Source organism: Ensifer sp. Root127 (assembly GCF_001425225.1).
Classification (GTDB): domain Bacteria; phylum Pseudomonadota; class Alphaproteobacteria; order Rhizobiales; family Rhizobiaceae; genus Ensifer; species Ensifer canadensis.
Window position 1 is genome coordinate 278,372 of the sequence record NZ_LMDX01000034.1, and the last position, 17,457, is coordinate 295,828.

Annotated in this window: 20 protein-coding genes; 11 read left to right on the forward strand and 9 right to left on the reverse strand. The window is 61.9% G+C overall.

Annotation, left to right across the window (positions count from 1 at the left end):
* The first annotated feature begins 137 nt into the window (after window positions 1–137).
* Window positions 138–1,265, forward strand: coding sequence for an ATP-dependent RecD-like DNA helicase (locus ASD03_RS28780; protein WP_057217724.1), 1,128 nt, complete (start codon window positions 138–140; stop codon window positions 1,263–1,265).
* 39 nt (window positions 1,266–1,304) lie between these two features.
* Window positions 1,305–1,664: a VOC family protein gene (locus ASD03_RS28785; protein WP_025427638.1), complete on the forward strand. Its 360-nt coding sequence runs from the start codon at window positions 1,305–1,307 to the stop codon at window positions 1,662–1,664.
* Between the two features lie 81 nt (window positions 1,665–1,745).
* On the opposite strand, the gene ASD03_RS28790 is transcribed toward ASD03_RS28785, so the two are convergent.
* From ASD03_RS28790 to ASD03_RS28800, 3 genes are all read right to left on the reverse strand, one after another.
* On the reverse strand, window positions 1,746–2,420 hold the full coding sequence (locus tag ASD03_RS28790; RefSeq protein ID WP_025427637.1) for an MnmC family methyltransferase: 675 nt from the start codon (window positions 2,418–2,420) through the stop codon (window positions 1,746–1,748).
* 205 nt (window positions 2,421–2,625) lie between these two features.
* The gene (locus ASD03_RS28795; protein ID WP_025427636.1) at window positions 2,626–3,306 is read right to left on the reverse strand and encodes a MerR family transcriptional regulator; all 681 of its coding nucleotides are present in this window, start codon (window positions 3,304–3,306) and stop codon (window positions 2,626–2,628) included.
* A gap of 416 nt (window positions 3,307–3,722) precedes the next feature.
* The gene (locus ASD03_RS28800) at window positions 3,723–4,835 is read right to left on the reverse strand and encodes a hypothetical protein (protein WP_025427635.1); all 1,113 of its coding nucleotides are present in this window, start codon (window positions 4,833–4,835) and stop codon (window positions 3,723–3,725) included.
* A 457-nt stretch (window positions 4,836–5,292) separates the two neighbouring features.
* Between ASD03_RS28800 and ASD03_RS28805 the strand changes: the two genes are divergently transcribed.
* From ASD03_RS28805 to ASD03_RS28815, 3 genes are all read left to right on the forward strand, one after another.
* A complete protein-coding gene (locus ASD03_RS28805) occupies window positions 5,293–6,045 on the forward strand; it encodes a pyridoxine 5'-phosphate synthase (RefSeq protein ID WP_025427634.1) in 753 nt (250 codons plus the stop codon).
* Between the two features lie 272 nt (window positions 6,046–6,317).
* Entirely contained in the window at window positions 6,318–6,941 is a 624-nt protein-coding gene (locus ASD03_RS28810) for a histidine phosphatase family protein (RefSeq protein ID WP_025427633.1), read from the forward strand.
* Between the two features lie 127 nt (window positions 6,942–7,068).
* A complete protein-coding gene (locus ASD03_RS28815) occupies window positions 7,069–8,283 on the forward strand; it encodes a multidrug effflux MFS transporter (protein ID WP_025427632.1) in 1,215 nt (404 codons plus the stop codon).
* A gap of 270 nt (window positions 8,284–8,553) precedes the next feature.
* Here the strand turns inward: ASD03_RS28815 and ASD03_RS28820 are convergent, their stop codons facing one another.
* Entirely contained in the window at window positions 8,554–9,441 is an 888-nt protein-coding gene (locus tag ASD03_RS28820; RefSeq protein WP_025427631.1) for an NmrA family NAD(P)-binding protein, read from the reverse strand.
* A 162-nt stretch (window positions 9,442–9,603) separates the two neighbouring features.
* Between ASD03_RS28820 and ASD03_RS28825 the strand changes: the two genes are divergently transcribed.
* The 3 genes from ASD03_RS28825 to ASD03_RS28835 all read left to right on the forward strand — a co-directional run bounded on the left by ASD03_RS28825 (window position 9,604) and on the right by ASD03_RS28835 (window position 11,874).
* A complete protein-coding gene (locus tag ASD03_RS28825; protein ID WP_025427630.1) occupies window positions 9,604–10,008 on the forward strand; it encodes a helix-turn-helix domain-containing protein in 405 nt (134 codons plus the stop codon).
* Window positions 10,009–10,026: 18 nt separating this feature from the next.
* Complete coding sequence (locus ASD03_RS28830) at window positions 10,027–11,298, forward strand: NAD(P)/FAD-dependent oxidoreductase (protein ID WP_025427629.1); 1,272 nt, start codon at window positions 10,027–10,029, stop codon at window positions 11,296–11,298.
* A gap of 201 nt (window positions 11,299–11,499) precedes the next feature.
* Window positions 11,500–11,874: a VOC family protein gene (locus ASD03_RS28835; protein ID WP_025427628.1), complete on the forward strand. Its 375-nt coding sequence runs from the start codon at window positions 11,500–11,502 to the stop codon at window positions 11,872–11,874.
* A gap of 267 nt (window positions 11,875–12,141) precedes the next feature.
* Here ASD03_RS28835 and ASD03_RS28840 read toward each other — a convergent pair whose 3' ends face one another.
* Complete coding sequence (locus ASD03_RS28840) at window positions 12,142–12,861, reverse strand: aspartate/glutamate racemase family protein (protein ID WP_025427627.1); 720 nt, start codon at window positions 12,859–12,861, stop codon at window positions 12,142–12,144.
* A 199-nt stretch (window positions 12,862–13,060) separates the two neighbouring features.
* Here ASD03_RS28840 and ASD03_RS28845 point away from each other — a divergent pair, with 199 nt between their 5' ends.
* On the forward strand, window positions 13,061–13,525 hold the full coding sequence (locus tag ASD03_RS28845) for an Lrp/AsnC family transcriptional regulator (protein ID WP_025427626.1): 465 nt from the start codon (window positions 13,061–13,063) through the stop codon (window positions 13,523–13,525).
* 8 nt (window positions 13,526–13,533) lie between these two features.
* Window positions 13,534–14,115: an isochorismatase family protein gene (locus ASD03_RS28850; protein ID WP_038577231.1), complete on the forward strand. Its 582-nt coding sequence runs from the start codon at window positions 13,534–13,536 to the stop codon at window positions 14,113–14,115.
* Window positions 14,116–14,132: 17 nt separating this feature from the next.
* On the opposite strand, the gene ASD03_RS28855 is transcribed toward ASD03_RS28850, so the two are convergent.
* The 4 genes from ASD03_RS28855 to ASD03_RS28870 form a co-directional block, all read right to left on the reverse strand.
* On the reverse strand, window positions 14,133–14,402 hold the full coding sequence (locus ASD03_RS28855; RefSeq protein ID WP_025427624.1) for an antibiotic biosynthesis monooxygenase: 270 nt from the start codon (window positions 14,400–14,402) through the stop codon (window positions 14,133–14,135).
* 124 nt (window positions 14,403–14,526) lie between these two features.
* The gene (locus tag ASD03_RS28860; RefSeq protein WP_025427623.1) at window positions 14,527–14,793 is read right to left on the reverse strand and encodes a hypothetical protein; all 267 of its coding nucleotides are present in this window, start codon (window positions 14,791–14,793) and stop codon (window positions 14,527–14,529) included.
* Window positions 14,794–15,231: 438 nt separating this feature from the next.
* Window positions 15,232–16,260, reverse strand: a complete 1,029-nt coding sequence (locus ASD03_RS28865) for a DUF3095 family protein (RefSeq protein WP_025427622.1) — start codon at window positions 16,258–16,260, stop codon at window positions 15,232–15,234.
* A gap of 72 nt (window positions 16,261–16,332) precedes the next feature.
* On the reverse strand, window positions 16,333–16,728 hold the full coding sequence (locus ASD03_RS28870) for an Ohr family peroxiredoxin (protein ID WP_025427621.1): 396 nt from the start codon (window positions 16,726–16,728) through the stop codon (window positions 16,333–16,335).
* 154 nt (window positions 16,729–16,882) lie between these two features.
* Here ASD03_RS28870 and ASD03_RS28875 point away from each other — a divergent pair, with 154 nt between their 5' ends.
* Entirely contained in the window at window positions 16,883–17,374 is a 492-nt protein-coding gene (locus tag ASD03_RS28875; RefSeq protein WP_025427620.1) for a MarR family transcriptional regulator, read from the forward strand.
* Window positions 17,375–17,457: the final 83 nt, after the last annotated feature.

Here is a 17,457-nt window from a genome sequence, read left to right on the forward strand (position 1 = left end):
ATCGATGATAGCTCCTTGATCTGGTGCGGGATTTCGCGATGGAGGTCGTTGCAAACGCGGGTGCCGGGCGTCCGGCAGGATACGACGACCCGAAATCCGGGCTTGCTTGTGCACCCCGAATCCTGACACTTCGGATCATGCAATTTGCTCAGCAACAGGACGAGGCCCTCAAGGCCGTTTCACAATGGCTGAAAGAGGGCCGCTCGCAGCTCTTTCGGCTGTTCGGTTATGCCGGCACCGGCAAGACGACGCTTGCGCGCCATTTCGCCGAGCATGTGGATGGCGACGTGCTGTTTGCCGCCTTTACCGGCAAGGCCGCCCAGGTGCTGCGCTCCAAGGGTGCCAGCAACGCCAAGACCATTCACTCGTTGATCTACCGGCCGCGCGGCGAGGAGGAGGTTTCCGACGAGGAGACCGGCAAGACCTCGATCGCGCCGATGTTTTCCATCAACCGGCAAAGCCCGGTCGCAAAGGCGGCGCTGATCATCGTCGACGAATGTTCGATGGTCGACGAGGCGCTCGGCAAGGACCTGATGAGCTTCGGCACGCCGATCCTGGTTCTCGGCGACCCCGGCCAGTTGCCGCCGGTCACCGGCGGCGGCTATTTCACCAATCAGGATCCGGACTATCTGCTGACCGACATTCACCGCCAGGCCCGCGACAACCCGATCATCCGGCTGGCGATGCAGGTGCGCGAAGGCAACGAGATCATGCATGGCGACTACGGCACCACCCAGGTGATCGGCCGCGGGCAGGTCAACCAGGAGCTGGTGCTGGAGGCCGACCAGGTGCTGGTCGGCACCAACAAGACCCGGCGGCGCTACAACCAGCGGCTTCGCGAGCTCAAGGGCTTTACCAGCGAATATCCGCAATCCGGCGACAAGCTGGTCTGCCTGCGCAACGACCCGGCCAAGGGCCTGCTCAACGGCTCGCTCTGGCAGGTCATGAGCTCGTCGAAGGAAACGGTGAAGCCCGGCATCAACCTGATGATCCGCCCTGAGGACGACGACATGGATCGCGGTGCCGCCAAGATCAAGCTGCTGAAGGCAGCCTTCGAAGAGGTCGAGGGCGAAATTCCTTGGTCGACCCGCAAGCGCTACGACGAATTCGACTTCGGCTACGCGCTGACGGTGCACAAGGCGCAGGGCTCGCAGTGGAACAATGTCGTGCTGTTCGACGAGAGCTGGGCGTTTCGCGATACCCGCGAGCGCTGGCTTTATACCGCGATCACCCGTGCGGCCGAGCGCCTGACGATCGTTCGCTGAGGACGGGCAGGCCTAAGTCTTCGATCGAGGGAGATTTCAGTGCCGATCAACAGGATCATCATTTACGCCCAAGACGTCGAGGCGACCGTCCGCTTCTACGAGAAGCACTTCGGCTTTCAAGCATGCGACGAGGCGGGCGACCGGATCATCGAGCTGATCTGCGGGGAAGGCGGGGCCAACCTGATGATCCACCCGGCGGCCAAGGGACAGCGGCGCGGCCAGTCGCTGGTCAAGCTGGTATTCGACGTGAGAGACGTCGAAGCCTTCTGCGAGCGCTGCGCTGCCGAAGGGCTGGTGTTTGGGGCCATCCATCAGGCCGATGGCTATGTCTTCGCCAACGCGAAGGACCCGTGCGACGATCCGATCTCGGTCTCAAGCCGCGCTTTTCGCAACGGGTGACTGTCGAATAGCGCGGCGTTTTTCTTGGCTCCGTCGCGCCGCGGCCGGATCTGAAGCGCGCGCCGCTCTTTCTGCTCTTTGCTAGCGCTTGGTCGCCATCCACAGGACATGGCGGGCACCACCACGCTTGCCGTTGGCGCGCACATTCACCTCGTCGGTGGCAAAGCCGACTTCGCGCAAGCGGCGCGTAAAGGCGCTGTCCGGCGCCGATGACCAGACGGCAAGCACGCCGTTTGGGCGCAGGGCAGCCTTGGCCGCGCGAAGGCCGGTGTGGTTGTAGAGGCTGTCGTTGGAGGCGCGCGTCAAGCCATCCGGACCATTGTCGACATCGAGCAGGATGGCATCGTAAGCGGCGGTCTTCGATCGGATCAGCGCGCCGACATCGCCGACATGGATGTCGACGCGTGGATCGTCGAGCGTGCCTTGGTGGAGATCCGCCATCGGTCCGCGCGCCCACTCGACGACAGCTGGCACGAGCTCTGCGACCACCACCCTGGCATCATCAGGCAGCGCGCCCAATGCGGCCCGCAAGGTAAACCCCATGCCGAGGCCGCCGATCAGCATGCGGGCATTCTTCCGGCAGGCAATCCGCTCACAGCTCAGCGTCGCCAGCGCCTCTTCCGATCCGCTCAGCCGGCTGTTCATCAATTCCGTCGAGCCGAGCATGATGGAAAATTCGCTGCCGCGGCTCTTCAGGCGCAACTCGTCGCCATCACCGGGAATGGTTGCGCGGTCTAGCAGGATCCAGGGAAGCATCGGGGTCGTCTCTCATTGCATCGTTCAAGCGCCTCGTAACATGAGCGTGGCGCTGAAGACATCACATTGTCGATGATCCAGGGAGAATTGCCCCCTCACGATGCCCTTTTCGGCGACGGGAATTTCGACACCGCGATGCTTCATCCCCGTGACCAGCGCGGGATCTCGGCTAGATACGTCCGATAGCGCGAAGCGTCGCGCCTGGTTATTCCGCGGCGATCATGCCTGATAGCACCGCCTTGGCGATGGCCTGGAAGCGGTTGTGGGCGTTGAACTTGCGGATGATGCCGGCCTCGAGCGTCAGCGCTGCGGCCAGATCCATCTCCATCAGCCGGGCGATGCGTGCAGCCGGGTAACCTTCGGCCATGAATGTGAGGCATTCGCTCTCGATCGGCGAGAGATGCACGTTTTCGGCGTCATCGGACGAGGCCTCGCCCTGTTCAGCTTCGTTTTCCAGCAGTTCGGCGATGCGCTGCATCTGGCGCCGCAGGTTGGATTGTTGCGCCGCCAGTTCCCGGCGTCGTGACAACAGCGCTTCCTTGAACAGCCGGTCGGCCTCTGTCTGGTCGTCGGCGCCGGCAAGACCAGCGAGCAGTTCCTGGATGGCCGCGATCGGCATGTCGATTTCACGGCAGGCGTTGATGACGGCCATGCGGCGGATGTGGTCCGGTCCATAGACCCGCATCGGCCCCATGCGGGCGGCGGTCAGCAGGCCCTTCTCCTCATAGAAATGCAGGGTGCGGTGGGTGACGCCGAAGGCATCGGCCATATCGGCGATTGCAAGCGGGCTTGAGGGATCGTGATGGGGAAGCGGCAGTCTGGGCAGGTAGCCGGTGCGCTCCGGCGCCGCCAGCGCGCCCTCGTACTTCCAGTGGTCTCGCGGCATATCGATGATCCCCGTTTGACAGTGCCGCGCGCCTGTTCAAGGGGGCGAAGGCAGCCGTCACGCTTCGATTTGCTGCATAATTGATCCCGATATCGCTGCCGATTTACGGAATTATGCCGCAGGCATCAGGAACTCGTCGCGATCGCACGGTATGACCGGAGCGGAAGCGATCCGCGCTCCAATGCAACCGTCGATGGTCGACGATAGCGACTGCTGCTCGGCTGGGGCACACCGCGAAGGGCGCGGCTACTGCTGACAATTGTGCTTGCCTGACGAGCAACCAGGCACCAATTCCCAACGCATGGCCACACCGTATACGCGAATCACATATATGAATAGTCCTGAATATTGCAGGGGAAGTGCTGGTTTGGGCCATGCTGGCGGGCCGCTTAGGACGCAGGCAGCATGGTTTTCCGTCAGTGGCCGATGACCCGGAGTGGGCTGTTTGCGCTGAGGATGAACAGCGGCTCGTCGCCGCGCAGCGGTGCCAGTTTTTGCTGGCAGGACCAGGCGCTTTCGAAGCTGCCGCGGGTCAGCAGCTTGCGATACTGGGCGGTTGCCGTCATGCAATCCATCAGCGGGCTCTGGATCTGTTCTTCGCTCGCATGGGTGTAGATCTCGCCATCGAGGGAAAACAGTTCGGATGCCAGCGACATGCTTTCAAACAGCAGATCGGGCTCACTCTTCAATCGTTCGCTTGTGATGAAATCCTGCCGCAGCGGCACGCCTTCGCCATCATGCTTGAGCGTAACGCGCACACCGGCCGCAGGCGCGTCGTACCAGGTCAGCTCGAGCGAAAACGACAGCGCCGCATTGCGCGATACCGGCCGTCCGGCGTCGCCGTCGGTGGCGCGAGCCAGTGTCCGGTGGCGCTGAGCGGCGGCGCGAAGGGCGACGGCGAAGGCTTTGACGTCGGCGTTCTGGTCTCCCGATATGGCGACGTTGACGGAGGGCAGCACGCGCTCGATCGAATGGCGGCCGTTGAAGAGCTTCGCCTGCGCATCGATGTCCATCGTCATTTCCGGTGAAGGCAGCGGCGCAAACAACAAAAGCGGCAGCACCGACAGCACAGCCAGCGGCGAAGACAACGGTGCCGGCGGCCAGGCCGTCTTCTGGCCGGGGAGGCGCTTGCGCGTCAGCTTCGGCTGGCGCGTCTGTGGCTCGGCGGGGCAGGCCGCATCGATCTGCCGGCGGCTGTATTCCGGTACATAGGTGCCCTTGGGAATGACCAGATGCCATTCGTCCTCGGCGCCATCGGTCTCGTAATAGGCCTTGAGCAATTTGCGCAGCTTGCCGGCATGCACCCGCACCAGCGGATCGCTGTCGGCATTGAACGCCTGAGGGCGGTCGAAGACGTCGATGGCGATCGAATAGCCCTTCAATTGCGGGCCTTCGCCGATCATCTCCTTTTCGACCACATAGGCGAGAAAAGCGCGCAGGCGTTCGGAACGCGCGAAAGACTTGCTCTCGAGGATACGGCGAAGGTTTTGCCGTATCGTCTCGTCGCAGGGTCTTTCGACCGCCATCATCAATTGTTGCTCCAGGTTCATTCGTCGCGAAACTTTATGAAAGAGATCGAAGGGCAGATCTGCCGCAATTCGATATGATTCGGAAATTTAGGCTCAAAAAAAGCTGTTGTCAGGATGCTTGACCCCAAATTTGAGATTTATCTGAAATAAACTCAAAATTGCGACCGTCCCCTGTGGCAGAACGTAGCGGTGCGTCTTTTGCGACCTTGCATCGCCGACATCCGCATCGGTTTTTGCCTTGGTTGATGGGTCTTGCTGGACGCACTGCATGTTAGGCCCCACTAATGTCAAGGTTTCGTCAAGGCATGGCCGGCAAACAAGCGACGCCGGAGCCGACTTTCGCTGGCGAACGTACTCTTTGGAATTGCTGCATAATCTTGGTCCAAACTGTTTTCTGTTTTTACAATTATGCAGTAGAACATTGCATTGACATTGCCCGCCTCTGGAAAGTTCCGACATGCCCGCAAAACTGTCCGTGAATCTGAATGCCGTTGCCATGCTGCGCAACCGGCGCGATCTTCCCTGGCCGTCCGTCACTGCGCTCGGCCGCATTGCTCTTGAAGCCGGCGCAAGCGGGCTGACGGTGCATCCGCGCCCCGACCAGCGCCATGTGCGCTTCTCCGATCTGCAGCCGATCCGCGATCTCATCGACGACGAATTCTCAGCGACCGAGTTCAACATGGAAGGCTACCCGAACGAGGAGTTTCTACGCCTCGTCGAAACGCACGAGCCGGAACAGGTGACGCTGGTACCTGACGATCCGGCGCAGGCGACCTCAGACCATGGCTGGGACTTCCGCAAGAACCACAACCTGCTCGGCAGCGTCGTTGGTCGGCTGAAGAAAAAGGGCTTTCGCGTTTCGCTGTTTGCCGATGGCGACGAGGACACCGAGGCGCTACGCATTGCCAAGGAGACGGGTGCCGACCGCATCGAGCTTTATACCGGCCCCTATGGCGGTTGCTATGACGACCCCGAGAAGGCGGAAAAGATTGCCGCCGAACTCGGCCGCACGGCGGAAATCGCCGCCAGCCTCGGGCTCGAGGTCAATGCCGGGCACGACCTGACAGTCGCCAATCTGCCGCTGCTCGCCAGGCACATCCCCAACCTCGCCGAAGTGTCGATCGGCCATGGCCTGACGGCAGATGCGCTGGAGTATGGCATGGCCGAAACCGTGCGCCGCTTCCGCCGCGCCTGCGGCCAGACGGTTTGAAGCCACCATTTGCAGGCGACGCAGTCCCTGACGGGCGCGCCATTCAGAGCGGCAGGCGGGCGCGGAGCCCATGGGGACGTCGCGAGTTTCGCGACGTATTCCGCAAGCGCTGGCATGGCGGAATGTTCACTCTTGCAGCGCCGCGCGGCGCTGTAACATTTTAAAATTTCTGCATAATTTTCTCCGTCGATCAATTCCGATTTAAGGCGCGCCATGCAGTTGCTGTGTCGCGAAAACCGGACCGACGAGGCGAAATTCATGAGATTGCCGATATGAAAGACATTTTCGTCGTCACCCACACTCAATCCATCCACCACGAAGAGGACAAGGTGGGAGGCTGGTACGACACCGACCTGACAACTCGCGGCCACGAGGACGCGGCGGCAACTGCCGAGCAGCTGCTGGACCTCATCGGCGGGAACGAGGTGGAGATCCATAGCTCGGATCTTCGCCGCGCATCGCAGACGGCGGCTGCCATTGCAAAGCGCTTCCAGCGGCCGGTGACGGAGACCGCCGATCTCAGGGAAATCAGCTACGGTGTGGCGGGCGGCAAACCCCAGGCGTGGCTCGACGCACGGTATAGCCCGGCGCCGGACGACAACCGGCTCGATTACCATTGCGGCATCGATGGCGCGGAAACCCGGCGCGACGTGGCAGCCCGTGTCTACCCTTGCGTGAACGCGATCGTCGAGCGGCCTTGCGAGACACAGATCATCGTGACCCATGGCTTTACACTCACGCTGGTCCTTGCCGCGTGGATGAAGATACCGATCGATGCCTCGGGCTTCCTGAGTTTCCCGGCAAAATCCGGGAGCATCACGCATCTGCGCCAGGACGATTTCTTCCGAAATCGGGCAGTCATCAGCCTGGCGGATGCCTCCCACCTGAACTCCTGAGCGCCGTGAAACCGAGACGCTGAACTTTCAGGAGCAAAGTTTCTCGAACGAGTCTTGCGACTGGCGCGCGCAAACCTGCGGCTTGACTGCTATAGGTCGAGCCTATCTTTTCCTTTGTGTGCGGCTAATGACATCTCCCACCAGTTTCCGCGAGCGTATCGCTCTCTATGCCCTTCTGACCTCGCTAACCTCCATCAGCATCGATGCGCTGTTGCCGGGCTTGCGTCAGATCGGGGCCGATGTCGGCGTTGCGCCGCCGCTCTCTACCCAGCACATCATATCGCTTTTCATCCTCGGCATGGCGTTCGGAGAGTTGCTGCTGGGCCCGCTCTCCGACGCGATGGGACGAAAGAAAGCGCTTGTTCTGGGCCTTGGCGTCTATGCGCTCGGTACGGTCATCGCCATGGTGGCAGGCTCACTCGAAATGGTGATTCTCGGCCGATTTCTTCAGGGGGTCGGCGTCTCCGGACCGAAGATCGCCACGCGGGCGATGATCCGCGACCAGTTCGAGGGCGATGCCATGGCCCGCGTCATGTCATTCATGTTCACGCTCTTCATTCTCGTGCCGATGCTGGCTCCGACGTTGGCGCAGGGTATCATCGCGGTCGGCGGCTGGCGCAGCGTCTTCGTGGTCTATCTCGCTGTGGCAGGCCTTCTCGGGTTGTGGCTGGTCATGCGGCAACCGGAAACATTGCCGGCCGGGAAACGCATTCCCTTTCGTCCGAGGCTTCTGCTGTCGAACGGGCGGCGTATCCTGTCAAATCGGCGCGTGACGCTGCTGATCGTGGCGACCGGGCTCGTCTTCGGTGCGCAGCTCCTTTACCTCAGCACGGCGGCCGATCTCTTCTTCGATGCCTATGGGATCGGACAAACCTTCCCATTGTATTTTGCGATGCTGGCCACAGGGATCGGGCTTGCTTCGTTCCTCAACGCAAAACTTGTGCAGCGCTTTGGGGCGGAGACAATGGCACGCTATGGTTTTGTCGGGCTGGCGACGGCGGGACTGATGATGCTGGCGGCATCCATTTTTTGGGGCGGACGGCCGCCACTGACCGTGCTGATGGTGCTCGGCTTTGCGGCGTTCTTTGCAGTCGGGGTGCTGTTCGGCAACCTGAACGCCATGGCTATGCGCTCGCTTGGCCAGGTTGCGGGCCTCGGCGCATCGTTGATCGCCTCCGGATCGAGCCTGATCGCGACCCTGTTTGCCATCGGTCTGGGCGCCTTTTACAACGGCACGACGCTGAACCTGTCGGCGGGTTTCTTCCTCGCGGGCATCAGCGCTCTCGTTCTGGCCGAGATCGCGGTGCGGGGAGATGTCGGGCCGGTGGAGGCCGTCCGATAACGATAGAGGGCTGCGAAGATTGGGCAGGCCGTGGGGAAAGCTTGGAAGCAATGGGGTGTTGGCGGACCGAAAGCCGGCATTTGCCGGCCCGGCTGATGACAAACGACCGAGATCCCCTGTTTGATGCGAGAGACATCCCGTCCTTCTCATCCTCGCCCTTGTGGCGGGGATCCAGTGACCCGACGTCTGTCGGGTCAAAAGACCTTTCAGCCCAAAGACTTGGGCTGGCTAGATTCCTGTGACAGGCACAGGAATGAGGGCGCTTACCATTCAGCCGGCAAGTCTTGCCCTGCTGGCTTCGAGGAAGGCGGTGAGCGGCAGGGGGGTGGCGCCGGTCAGGGTCGTCACGTCGCTCGTCACCATGTCGATATGGCCCTCGCGGGTGTTGGCGTCGAAGGAGACGACGATCGGGATGAGGAAGTCGGGCAGGCCCGCGCCCTTCAGCCCGCCGGCCAGCGCGTCGTCGGAAATGTGGACGACGTCGAGCGGCTTGCCGGCAGCCTTGGAGACGAGAGCGGCGATCTCGTCGGTCGAGCGCAGCTCCGGGCCGGTCAGCGTGAACGTGCGGCTTTCATCGCCGGCTGAAAGCAGGGCTGCTGCGGCGGCCTTTGCGGCATCGGCGCGGGCGAGGTGGGCGAGGCGGCCCTTGCCCGAGGACGAGTACCACTGTCCGGTTTCCAGCGCATGCGGCAGCGCCATGAACAGGTTTTCCATATACCAGCCGTTGCGCAGGATCGTGTAGGGGATGCCGGTTGCCTTGATGGCGTTTTCGGTGCCGAGATGATCGGGCGCAAACGGGATGACCGAGGTCTCCGGGTTCGGCATCGAGGTGTAGAGGATGTGCTTGGCGCCGGCCTTCTTCGCGGCCGCGACGGCTGCCAGATGCTGATGCAGGCGCTTGCCCGGCTGGTCGAGCGCATCGGTGGAGATGATCAGGATGCGGTCGGCGCCGGCAAAGGCCCGGTCGAGCGAGGCCGGATCGTCGAAGTCGGCGACACGTGCCTGCACGCCCTTGCCGACATAGTCGGAAAGCTTTGCCGTATCGCGGCTGGTGGCGATGATGTTGGCCGGCTGGACCTTGCCGGATGCAAGCAGCGCATCGAGCACGAGCTTGCCGAGCTGGCCGGTGGCGCCGGTCACGAGCAATGTATCGGACATGAACTTTTCCTTTTTCTCTGTGATGCCAGCCGACGCTTCGGGAGGGAAAGCACGTCTGCCGGTTGTTGGTCTCTTTTTGAGAGTTGCTCTAATCTAGTAATCTGGTAAGAGCTGTAAAGGAGGCAGTTTTTTCTGCCGTGGTTACAAAAAGGGTACCGGCCCATGAACAAGCTCAGTGGTGATGTGAAGGGCAAGCGCGTGGCGATGGTCTGCGGCGTGCCGATGGATGTCGAGAATTGCCCGGTGCGCGACGTCATGGACAACATCGGCGGCAAGTGGAACTCGCTGATGATCCTGTCGCTGGCCGACGGGGCGTTGCGCTTCTCGGAACTTCGGCGGCTGATCCCCGATATCTCCCAGCGCATGCTGACGCAGACGCTGCGCGACCTGCAGCGCGACGGCTATATCAGTCGCACGGTCTTTCCGACGCAGCCGCCGAGCGTGGAATATGCGCTGACCGATCTCGGGCGCTCGTTGCACGAATTGCTGAAGCATTTTGTCGATTGGTCGGCTGCCAACCATGTGGCAATCCGCGCCTCGCGCCAGGCCTATGACGGCGCGCCTTGAGCGGCTATTGCTGACTGCATGAAGAGACTCGATATCGGTATTGCCGGCGCCGGGCCGGCCGGGCTTGCCTCGGCGCTTTTGCTTGCGCGGCAGGGCCACCGCGTTGAAATCCTGGAACGTTTCGCGGACGTCGCGCCGGTCGGCTCCGGGCTGATGCTGCAGCCGACGGGGCTGACGGCGCTCGCCGCGCTCGGGTTGCTTCAGCCGATCATGGCGCTCGGCAGCCGCATCGACCGGCTGCACGGCGCCGATGCCAGGAGCGGCCGCACGGTGCTCGACGTGCGCTATGACGCGCTTGCGGGCGGTCGCTTCGGGCTGGCCGTTCAGCGCGCAGCGCTGTTCGGCGTGTTGCATGATGCAGTTACAGCGGCCGGCATTGCCATTCGCACCGGCATGACGCTGACCGCGGCCAAGACCTCGGGCGAAAAGGCGGTGCTGACGGATGCCGCCGGCCAGGAGGCGGGGCGCTATGATCTCGTCATCGACGCGACCGGTGCCCGCTCGACCATTGCGGCGGGTGCCGCGACGGCGCCCGGCGTGCGCGAGCTTGCCTATGGCGCCTTCTGGGCGACGCTCGACAGTGACGGCCTGACCCATGATCCAAACGCACTGACACAGCGCTACGACCGCGCCAAGGTGATGATCGGCATCCTGCCGGCGGGCCGGGCGCGACCGAAGGCGCGAGACCATGTTGCCTTCTTCTGGAGCGTCAAGGTCGGCGATGCCGACGCCGTGAAGGCGGCGGGTCTGGACAGATGGAAGGCGGCAATTCGCGACTACTGGCCGGATTGCGCGCCGCTGCTCGACCAGATCGACGATTGGGACCAACTGACGCTGGCGCGCTATGCCCACCGCACCTTGCGCCCGCCGACGTCGGGCCGCGTCGCTTTTGTCGGCGACAGCGCGCATTCGACCAGCCCGCAACTGGGGCAGGGCGCCAACATGGCGCTGATCGATGCGGCGACGCTTGCCCACACTTTGTCGCTTACCGACGATATCGACGCGGCGCTGGCCGCGTATGGCCGGGCGAGGCGCAACCATATGGCGCTGTTCCAGCTGCTGTCGCTGGCGTTCACGCCCTTCTACCAATCGGACTCCGCAGCGCTTGCCTGGCTGCGCGACCGGCTGGTGGCAACGATCGCGCGCATTCCGCCTTCGCCGGCGCTGCTCGCCTCGATAGTTTCGGGCACGCTGATCGACCCCTTTGCAGCCGCGGGCCTCAAGGAGTGCGACTGGCAGGCGATATGCGCGCAGCCGGTCGCCGAAAGCGCTGTCGCCGTGCCCGCCTGAGCGTACCGCGAGACCGCGCATCCGCGTGCAAACCCTGTATAAGGCCCGCTCAGCATAATTCCTCAAGTTGGATTCGATTTAAGGAATTATGCAGCAAATATAAGGTGTTACGGCGTCCTTTGCGCGTCATGGACGCGCGGCGCTGTAGAGGGACGGAAATGCCGACCCTCAAATGGTTCTTTGCGTTGGCGAGGTGTTGTGATGACAGAATTTGTGGCTGCGGTTCTGGTGCATGTCGCCGATGTGGATGCAGGGCTTTCCTGGTATCAGCGCGCCTTCCCAAGCGCAGAACGTCGCCGTCTGGACGCCTTCGATTTCGAGTATCTGAAGATCGGTTCGACCCATCTGGAAATCGTGCCGGCGGACGAGAAGGTGGCGAGCGGCGCGGCCGGTTCGGTCGTCTATTGGCAGGTCGAGGATTTCGACCGGGCGCTTGCCGATTTCAACGGTCTGGGCGCGCCGCTCTATCGCGGCCCGCTTGCGATCGAAGACGGGTTGTGGATGTGCCAGGTTCGCGACCCCTGGGGCAACTGCATCGGCCTTCGCGGGCCACGCAGCGGGCAGGAAACGGCTTGAACATCCGACGCACCTGAACGGCGGCAAACGTCAAGCACGCGGCGCGGCAATTGCGCCTACTGCATGTTTCCTTAAATCCTATTCGATTTAAGGATCAAAACATGCAGCCATTCAAAGTGCTACAGCGACCTTTGCGCGTCTAATAAGACGCGCGGCGCTGTAAGGGACCGAGCATGCCGCATGGATCAACGGAAAATGGCCCACAGCGCAGGCTGGAGGCCATTTTCGTTTGCGGTCGGTGCGGATCGGGGAACGCCCGATCCTGGCTTATGCGGCGCGGCGCAAATCCTCGACGCCGAGGGCGAATTCGACGGCGGCGTCGGCGTGGATCGCGGTGGAGTCGAAGCCCGGCAGCGGCAGGCTCTTCGGGTCGAGGATCAGGCAGATCTCGGTGCAGCCAAGGATGACGGCATCGGCCCCTTCGGCCTCCGCCGTGTCGATCAGGTCGATCAGCGCCTTGCGGGAAGGGCTCAGCACCTTGCCGGCGCAAAGCTCGTCGAAGATGATGTTGTGCGTCAGCGTGCGGCCAGCAGCGTCGGGCACCATCACTTCGATGCCGTGGCTCTTCATGCGCTCGGCGTAAAAGCCGTGCTCCATCGTGTAGCGGGTGGCAAGCAGCAGCGGCTTGCGAACGCCGGCGGCCTTGAGGCGGGCTCCGGTCTCGTCGATGATGTTGATCAGCGGAATGTCGACGGCCGCCTGCACGGCGTCGGCGATCAGGTGCATGGTGTTGGTGCAGATCAGCACGCAGTCGGCACCGGCCGTCTTCAGCCCATGGGCAACATCGGCAAGCCGCCTGGCGGCGTCGTCCCAGCGGCCGGCCTTCTGCAGGTCGACGATCGACTGGAAGTCGACGGAGTGCAGCAGCACCTCGGCCGAATGCAGCGCGCCCAGCCGCTCGCGAACGGCCTCGTTGACCATGCGGTAATAGACCACCGAGCTTTCGAAGCTCATGCCGCCGATAAGACCGATCTTGCGCATTTCCATCGTTTCTTTCCCTGATCCTGTCGCCATCCGCACCGAAGTGCGGCCAGCTGTTTTCGATGGGGAAACTATGCCGGACCTTCGTCCGCAATGGTTCGCTTTGATGGCGCGAGAATGGTCGTTTAGCGCGAATGAATTGCGCAATGACTGTTGATTGTGCAAATATGCAGCGTATCGTTTCGATGAAATGGGAGTGGTGAGCGTGCTGGACGAGAGAGACAGGAAGCTTTTGACGCTGTTGCAGCAGGATGGGAGCATGGCCGTCGGCGAACTTGCCGACCGGGTGAACCTTTCGCTGTCCGCCTGTTCGCGCCGCATCCAGCGGCTGGAAGAGGCAGGTTACATCGCCAAGCGTATCGTCGTTCTCAACCGCGAGCGCATGGGCGTGCCGACCACCGTGTTCGCGATGATCAAGACTGCGCATCACTCCGACGAGTGGATCGAGACATTTCGCCGGGCGATCAGCGACATCCCCGAGATCGTCGAGGCGCATCGCCTGACCGGCAACTACGACTATATCGTCAAGGTCGTGTTGCCGCGGGTCGAACACTACGACGTGGTCTACAAACAGATCGTGCGCAAGGTGGAGCTCTTCGACGTTTCCGCGTCTATCTCGATGGAGATCCTGAAGAGCGGCACCGCGGTGCCGGTCGATTATGCGGAGTGATTGAGACGATGAGCGAGAACGGCATCAAACTGGCCGAGGCGCTTGTGGTCGTCGACGTGCAGCGCGCCTTCATATCGGGTGCGGATGCGGTGCCGGATCTTCTGTCGCTGCAGCGGGCCGTCGGCCGGCTGCTTGAGCGCGCGCGCGAAAAGGCAGTCCCCATCATCTTCGTGCAGAACGACGGGGAAAAGGGTGCGCCGGACGAGCCGGGCACGGACGGCTGGCAGTTGTTCTTCGATGCGAGCCCCGGTGAAACGGTCGTGCGCAAGTCCGTCGACGATGGTTTTCACGACACCGATCTGGAGGCGCGGCTGAGGAGCCATCGGGTCGAAACCATCGCCATCTGCGGCATGCTGTCGGAAATGTGTTTGGCGGCAACGGCGCGCCGGGCGATGGACCTCGGCTTCCAGGTGATCCTCGCCCACGACGCGCACGCCACCTATGACGTGCCACCGGGGCCGGGCGGCTCGGAAAAGGTCCCGGCGCACATGGCGGCGCGGGCCGCCGAATGGTCGCTCGGCGACGAGATCGTGCTGGTCGGAACCATCGACGAAATCGGCTTCGAGCCGGCGATGGCGCAGGCGGGGTGATGCCACTCCGGGCTATCTCATGCCTTGTTGGCAAACCACACTGTCGGCGTGCCTTGCACACCGCCGTTGCGCATTGCCGTTTTCAATTCGTCCAGGTTGCCGAACGCCTGAGCCGCTTCAAGCGTGGCAAACTCATGGGTTACGGTAACATCGTTGGGATTGTCAGGGGCTTGATAAACCGCCTCCGCCAAAACGCCGTTTGCCTTCTGCACCGGCGAAAACGCATCGTATACCCTGCGCCAGGCCGCGTAGTCGAAGACTTCGTGTCTTACGAACAATGTCGTCATATCATCCTCCTGCGTCAGGTTGGGTTGGGACGAGTGTCCTGCCCGGAGGGGCCTTTGTGATGCCGAGACATCGGCGCAAGCGCCTTAAGACCGTCTTGGCATGATGTCGGATGCGGCACCCCGGTTACTGGGATTGGACGAGTAACACCAGAGTTTCGGGCAGCACGCCATCATGCGTCATCGCATCCGCTGCCGCTTTTGTCTGCATGAAGGCCTCCAATTTTGCCATGTCGGCAACATCCATGACCAAGCCGACGCGGTTGGATGCCTGAGGGTCTACAAATGTGCGGATGTTTGTGACGCCGATCGGTTCGAAGATCTGCTTGCGGAGCGGCGAGGCGAGCCAGTGTTTGGTGTCTTTGACATCGTGATAAGCCATAACGGTAGGCATGATGTCCTCCCTTGTGGGTCAAATATTCAACTACACTGCTGCGTTTGGTAACGTTCATTTCAATGATGCTACGAATGTGGCTGTTTTCGACCCGCCCATCCGAAAGATATCTCTGCAATCACTTTGGATTAATTCGGAAAAATCGCATTCATTGGGTCGTTCTGTCGCGGCTGAGCTTTCGGTTGTTTCACTTGGCGACCCTCGCGCTCTGGTGTCGAATGCTTCACGAGCGGTCGCGACAGAATGAAATGGTAAACCGGGGTGAGGGCTCGGCTGTGGGCGCCGGCATCCGGTAGCCCATCGCAAGCTTGATATGGAGGGCTTGGACGGCCCCGTCCGGGGCTTGCGATGTTTCTGTCAACTGCCTAGCGAATCTACTGGATGTCGGTTTGCTGGAGGTGGATATGAAAGTGGATGGCCTTTGCCGCCCGCCAATAATCACGCCGCAGCTTGTTTGGCAGGTGCCAGCATTTCCGCGGCCCTGGCATAGCCGCCGTCCATTCCGTCGAGAAAATGTAGGTGTGAATCAGGTCTGCCGGATGGGATCAGGCAGGTCATCAGCGCATGAGACTGGCGGTGTAGACCGAAACTGACTTCGCCGCGTTGTCTGGCGGCGACAAGGATGGCTTCGACCCGGTCGATCTGCTCATGCGTGCAATCGAGCGTCAGGCGCAAGCCGTCATCGCACTTGCGGAAATCCGAATTGGCCGCGACCGTCGACCAGCGCGCCGGGTCGACATCCATCCGCTCATCCTTTGGTACCGCGACCGCCTCCGGCACCGGATGAGCCTGGCGCTGCCCGGCCTCGAGAACGGCAAGGACGCTTCTCGCCAGGGCGGCAAAGTCCTGAGCGCCGGTCTGTTCGGTCGGCTCTACCAGCAAGGAGAGAATTTCACCGCGCTGGCTGGGAAACGGCTTCCATTCGCACCGGAGACCGGTCAGGTTCGGTTGCGTCGTATCCCTGTCCGGCCTTATCAGGTAGCGCCCGCGCTTGATCTGCTGTTCCGCCCATTTCAATCCGCCACCGGCAAACATGGTATAGGTGGCGTCTTGCGATGCCGCGTAGCGGGCGATCCTGACATCGCTTCCGTTGGCGCGGACTTCGCGCACGGACAACAACCCGGTTCGAAGCGTCAGGCCAAGGCTGTCGCTCGCAAAGGCCGCGACCTGACGCAAGGTCGATGCCGCGGTTGCGGCCGCCTCCGGCGGCAGGGCGAATGCCGCGCCGTCGCCACGAAACACGAAGGGAAAATCGAACGTCCCCCGGGCGTTGCCGAAGGCGACGATCGCGGAGGCGCCGGCAAAGTTGACGTCCTCATAGCGCCCGGACCTGATCGCCGAGGTCGAGTCGACGACATCGGTAATGGCGATGTGCCAATCGTCGGGCAATGGCTCATAGATGGCCGGGTCGACCACATCAGAGAACTCACTATAGGCTTGCGGCGGCTGGGTGTGGCTGTTGCTCATCCGTGTTCTCCAAGTGGGCATAAGGGGAGGTCAGGTCTGCCGGGTGAGCGGCCAGACCTGACCGGATGGCCTTCAGACCAGATTGGTCTCGACATCGATGTTGCCGCGTGTCGCCTTGGAATAGGGGCAGATCTCGTGGGCTGCATGGATCAGTTCATGGGCGACGTCGCGGTCGAGGCCCGGCAGGCTGACATTGAGACGTGCGCGCAGGAAGTAGGAGCCGTCATTAACGTTCAGATCGATCTCGGTGTTGACCTCGGGTCCGGCCGTAAGCTTGATCTTTCTCTGGGAGGCGGCGACCTCGATCGCACCGATGTAGCACGCGGACCAGGCAGCACCGAAGAGGTTTTCAGCGGCCGGATGCGGCTGCGCCAGCTTGAGGTCAAGCATGCCATCGTCGCTGCGCGTGCCGCCGTTGCGGCCGCCGGTGTTGTGGGTCTTGCCGGTGAAGAGGAGCTTCTCGGTCATGGTGAAATCCTTTCTGGTTAAGTTTTATCGCATCCACTATAATCGGATGCGATGTAAATATGCCAACCCAAACCGGATGTCAATACCATTGCGATTTAATCGGATGCGATTTATATAAGGGTCGACAACGAGGACAATGGAACAGGATATACCCATGCCCAAATCCCCAACAGCAAAAGGTGCCGACGTTTCCGCGTCGCAGGCCGAATACGGCGGCAGGAAGCTTTCGAATTTTCTGTGCTTTGCGATCTACTCGGCAAACCTCGCCTTCGGTCGCGCCTACAAGCCACTGCTGGACAAGCTCGGTCTGACCTATACTCAATACGTGACCATGGTGGCGCTTTCCGAGGAAGACGAACAGACCGTGGGCACGCTCGGCGAGAAGCTCTTCCTGGAGTCGAACACGCTGACGCCGATCCTCAAGAAGCTCGAGTCCGAGGGCTATCTGCAGCGCCGGCGCGATCCGGCCGATGAAAGGCAGGTCCGCGTGACGCTGACAGCGGCTGGACGCAAACTGGTCGAAATGGAGCCCGGCGCAGCATTGACGGATGTGATCGGTCTCGGAGACGATTTTCCGGTGGTGCAGCAAACCGTGGTGAAGTTGCGCGACAACCTGTTGCGTGCGACGCATCCTGAGAAAACATGACGTTCGGTAGCCAGGAGCCGGGCAGATTCGCCGCTTGTCGGCTCGCAGGAGATAGTCAGAGCGTTAGGCGGAATCACGGAAGC

Bases quoted from the DNA above. Each gene is read 5' to 3' on its own strand.
- ASD03_RS28780 (WP_057217724.1), top strand. From the start codon at position 138: ATGCAATTTGCTCAGCAACAGGACGAGGCCCTCAAGGCCGTTTCACAA.
- ASD03_RS28790 (WP_025427637.1), bottom strand. From the start codon at position 2,420: ATGCTTCCCTGGATCCTGCTAGACCGCGCAACCATTCCCGGTGATGGC.
- ASD03_RS28795 (WP_025427636.1), bottom strand. From the start codon at position 3,306: ATGCCGCGAGACCACTGGAAGTACGAGGGCGCGCTGGCGGCGCCGGAG.
- ASD03_RS28800 (WP_025427635.1), bottom strand. From the start codon at position 4,835: ATGATGGCGGTCGAAAGACCCTGCGACGAGACGATACGGCAAAACCTT.
- ASD03_RS28805 (WP_025427634.1), top strand. From the start codon at position 5,293: ATGCCCGCAAAACTGTCCGTGAATCTGAATGCCGTTGCCATGCTGCGC.
- ASD03_RS28810 (WP_025427633.1), top strand. From the start codon at position 6,318: ATGAAAGACATTTTCGTCGTCACCCACACTCAATCCATCCACCACGAA.
- ASD03_RS28815 (WP_025427632.1), top strand. From the start codon at position 7,069: ATGACATCTCCCACCAGTTTCCGCGAGCGTATCGCTCTCTATGCCCTT.
- ASD03_RS28820 (WP_025427631.1), bottom strand. From the start codon at position 9,441: ATGTCCGATACATTGCTCGTGACCGGCGCCACCGGCCAGCTCGGCAAG.
- ASD03_RS28825 (WP_025427630.1), top strand. From the start codon at position 9,604: ATGAACAAGCTCAGTGGTGATGTGAAGGGCAAGCGCGTGGCGATGGTC.
- ASD03_RS28830 (WP_025427629.1), top strand. From the start codon at position 10,027: ATGAAGAGACTCGATATCGGTATTGCCGGCGCCGGGCCGGCCGGGCTT.
- ASD03_RS28835 (WP_025427628.1), top strand. From the start codon at position 11,500: ATGACAGAATTTGTGGCTGCGGTTCTGGTGCATGTCGCCGATGTGGAT.
- ASD03_RS28840 (WP_025427627.1), bottom strand. From the start codon at position 12,861: ATGGAAATGCGCAAGATCGGTCTTATCGGCGGCATGAGCTTCGAAAGC.
- ASD03_RS28850 (WP_038577231.1), top strand. From the start codon at position 13,534: ATGAGCGAGAACGGCATCAAACTGGCCGAGGCGCTTGTGGTCGTCGAC.
- ASD03_RS28855 (WP_025427624.1), bottom strand. From the start codon at position 14,402: ATGACGACATTGTTCGTAAGACACGAAGTCTTCGACTACGCGGCCTGG.
- ASD03_RS28860 (WP_025427623.1), bottom strand. From the start codon at position 14,793: ATGCCTACCGTTATGGCTTATCACGATGTCAAAGACACCAAACACTGG.
- ASD03_RS28865 (WP_025427622.1), bottom strand. From the start codon at position 16,260: ATGAGCAACAGCCACACCCAGCCGCCGCAAGCCTATAGTGAGTTCTCT.
- ASD03_RS28870 (WP_025427621.1), bottom strand. From the start codon at position 16,728: ATGACCGAGAAGCTCCTCTTCACCGGCAAGACCCACAACACCGGCGGC.
- ASD03_RS28875 (WP_025427620.1), top strand. From the start codon at position 16,883: ATGCCCAAATCCCCAACAGCAAAAGGTGCCGACGTTTCCGCGTCGCAG.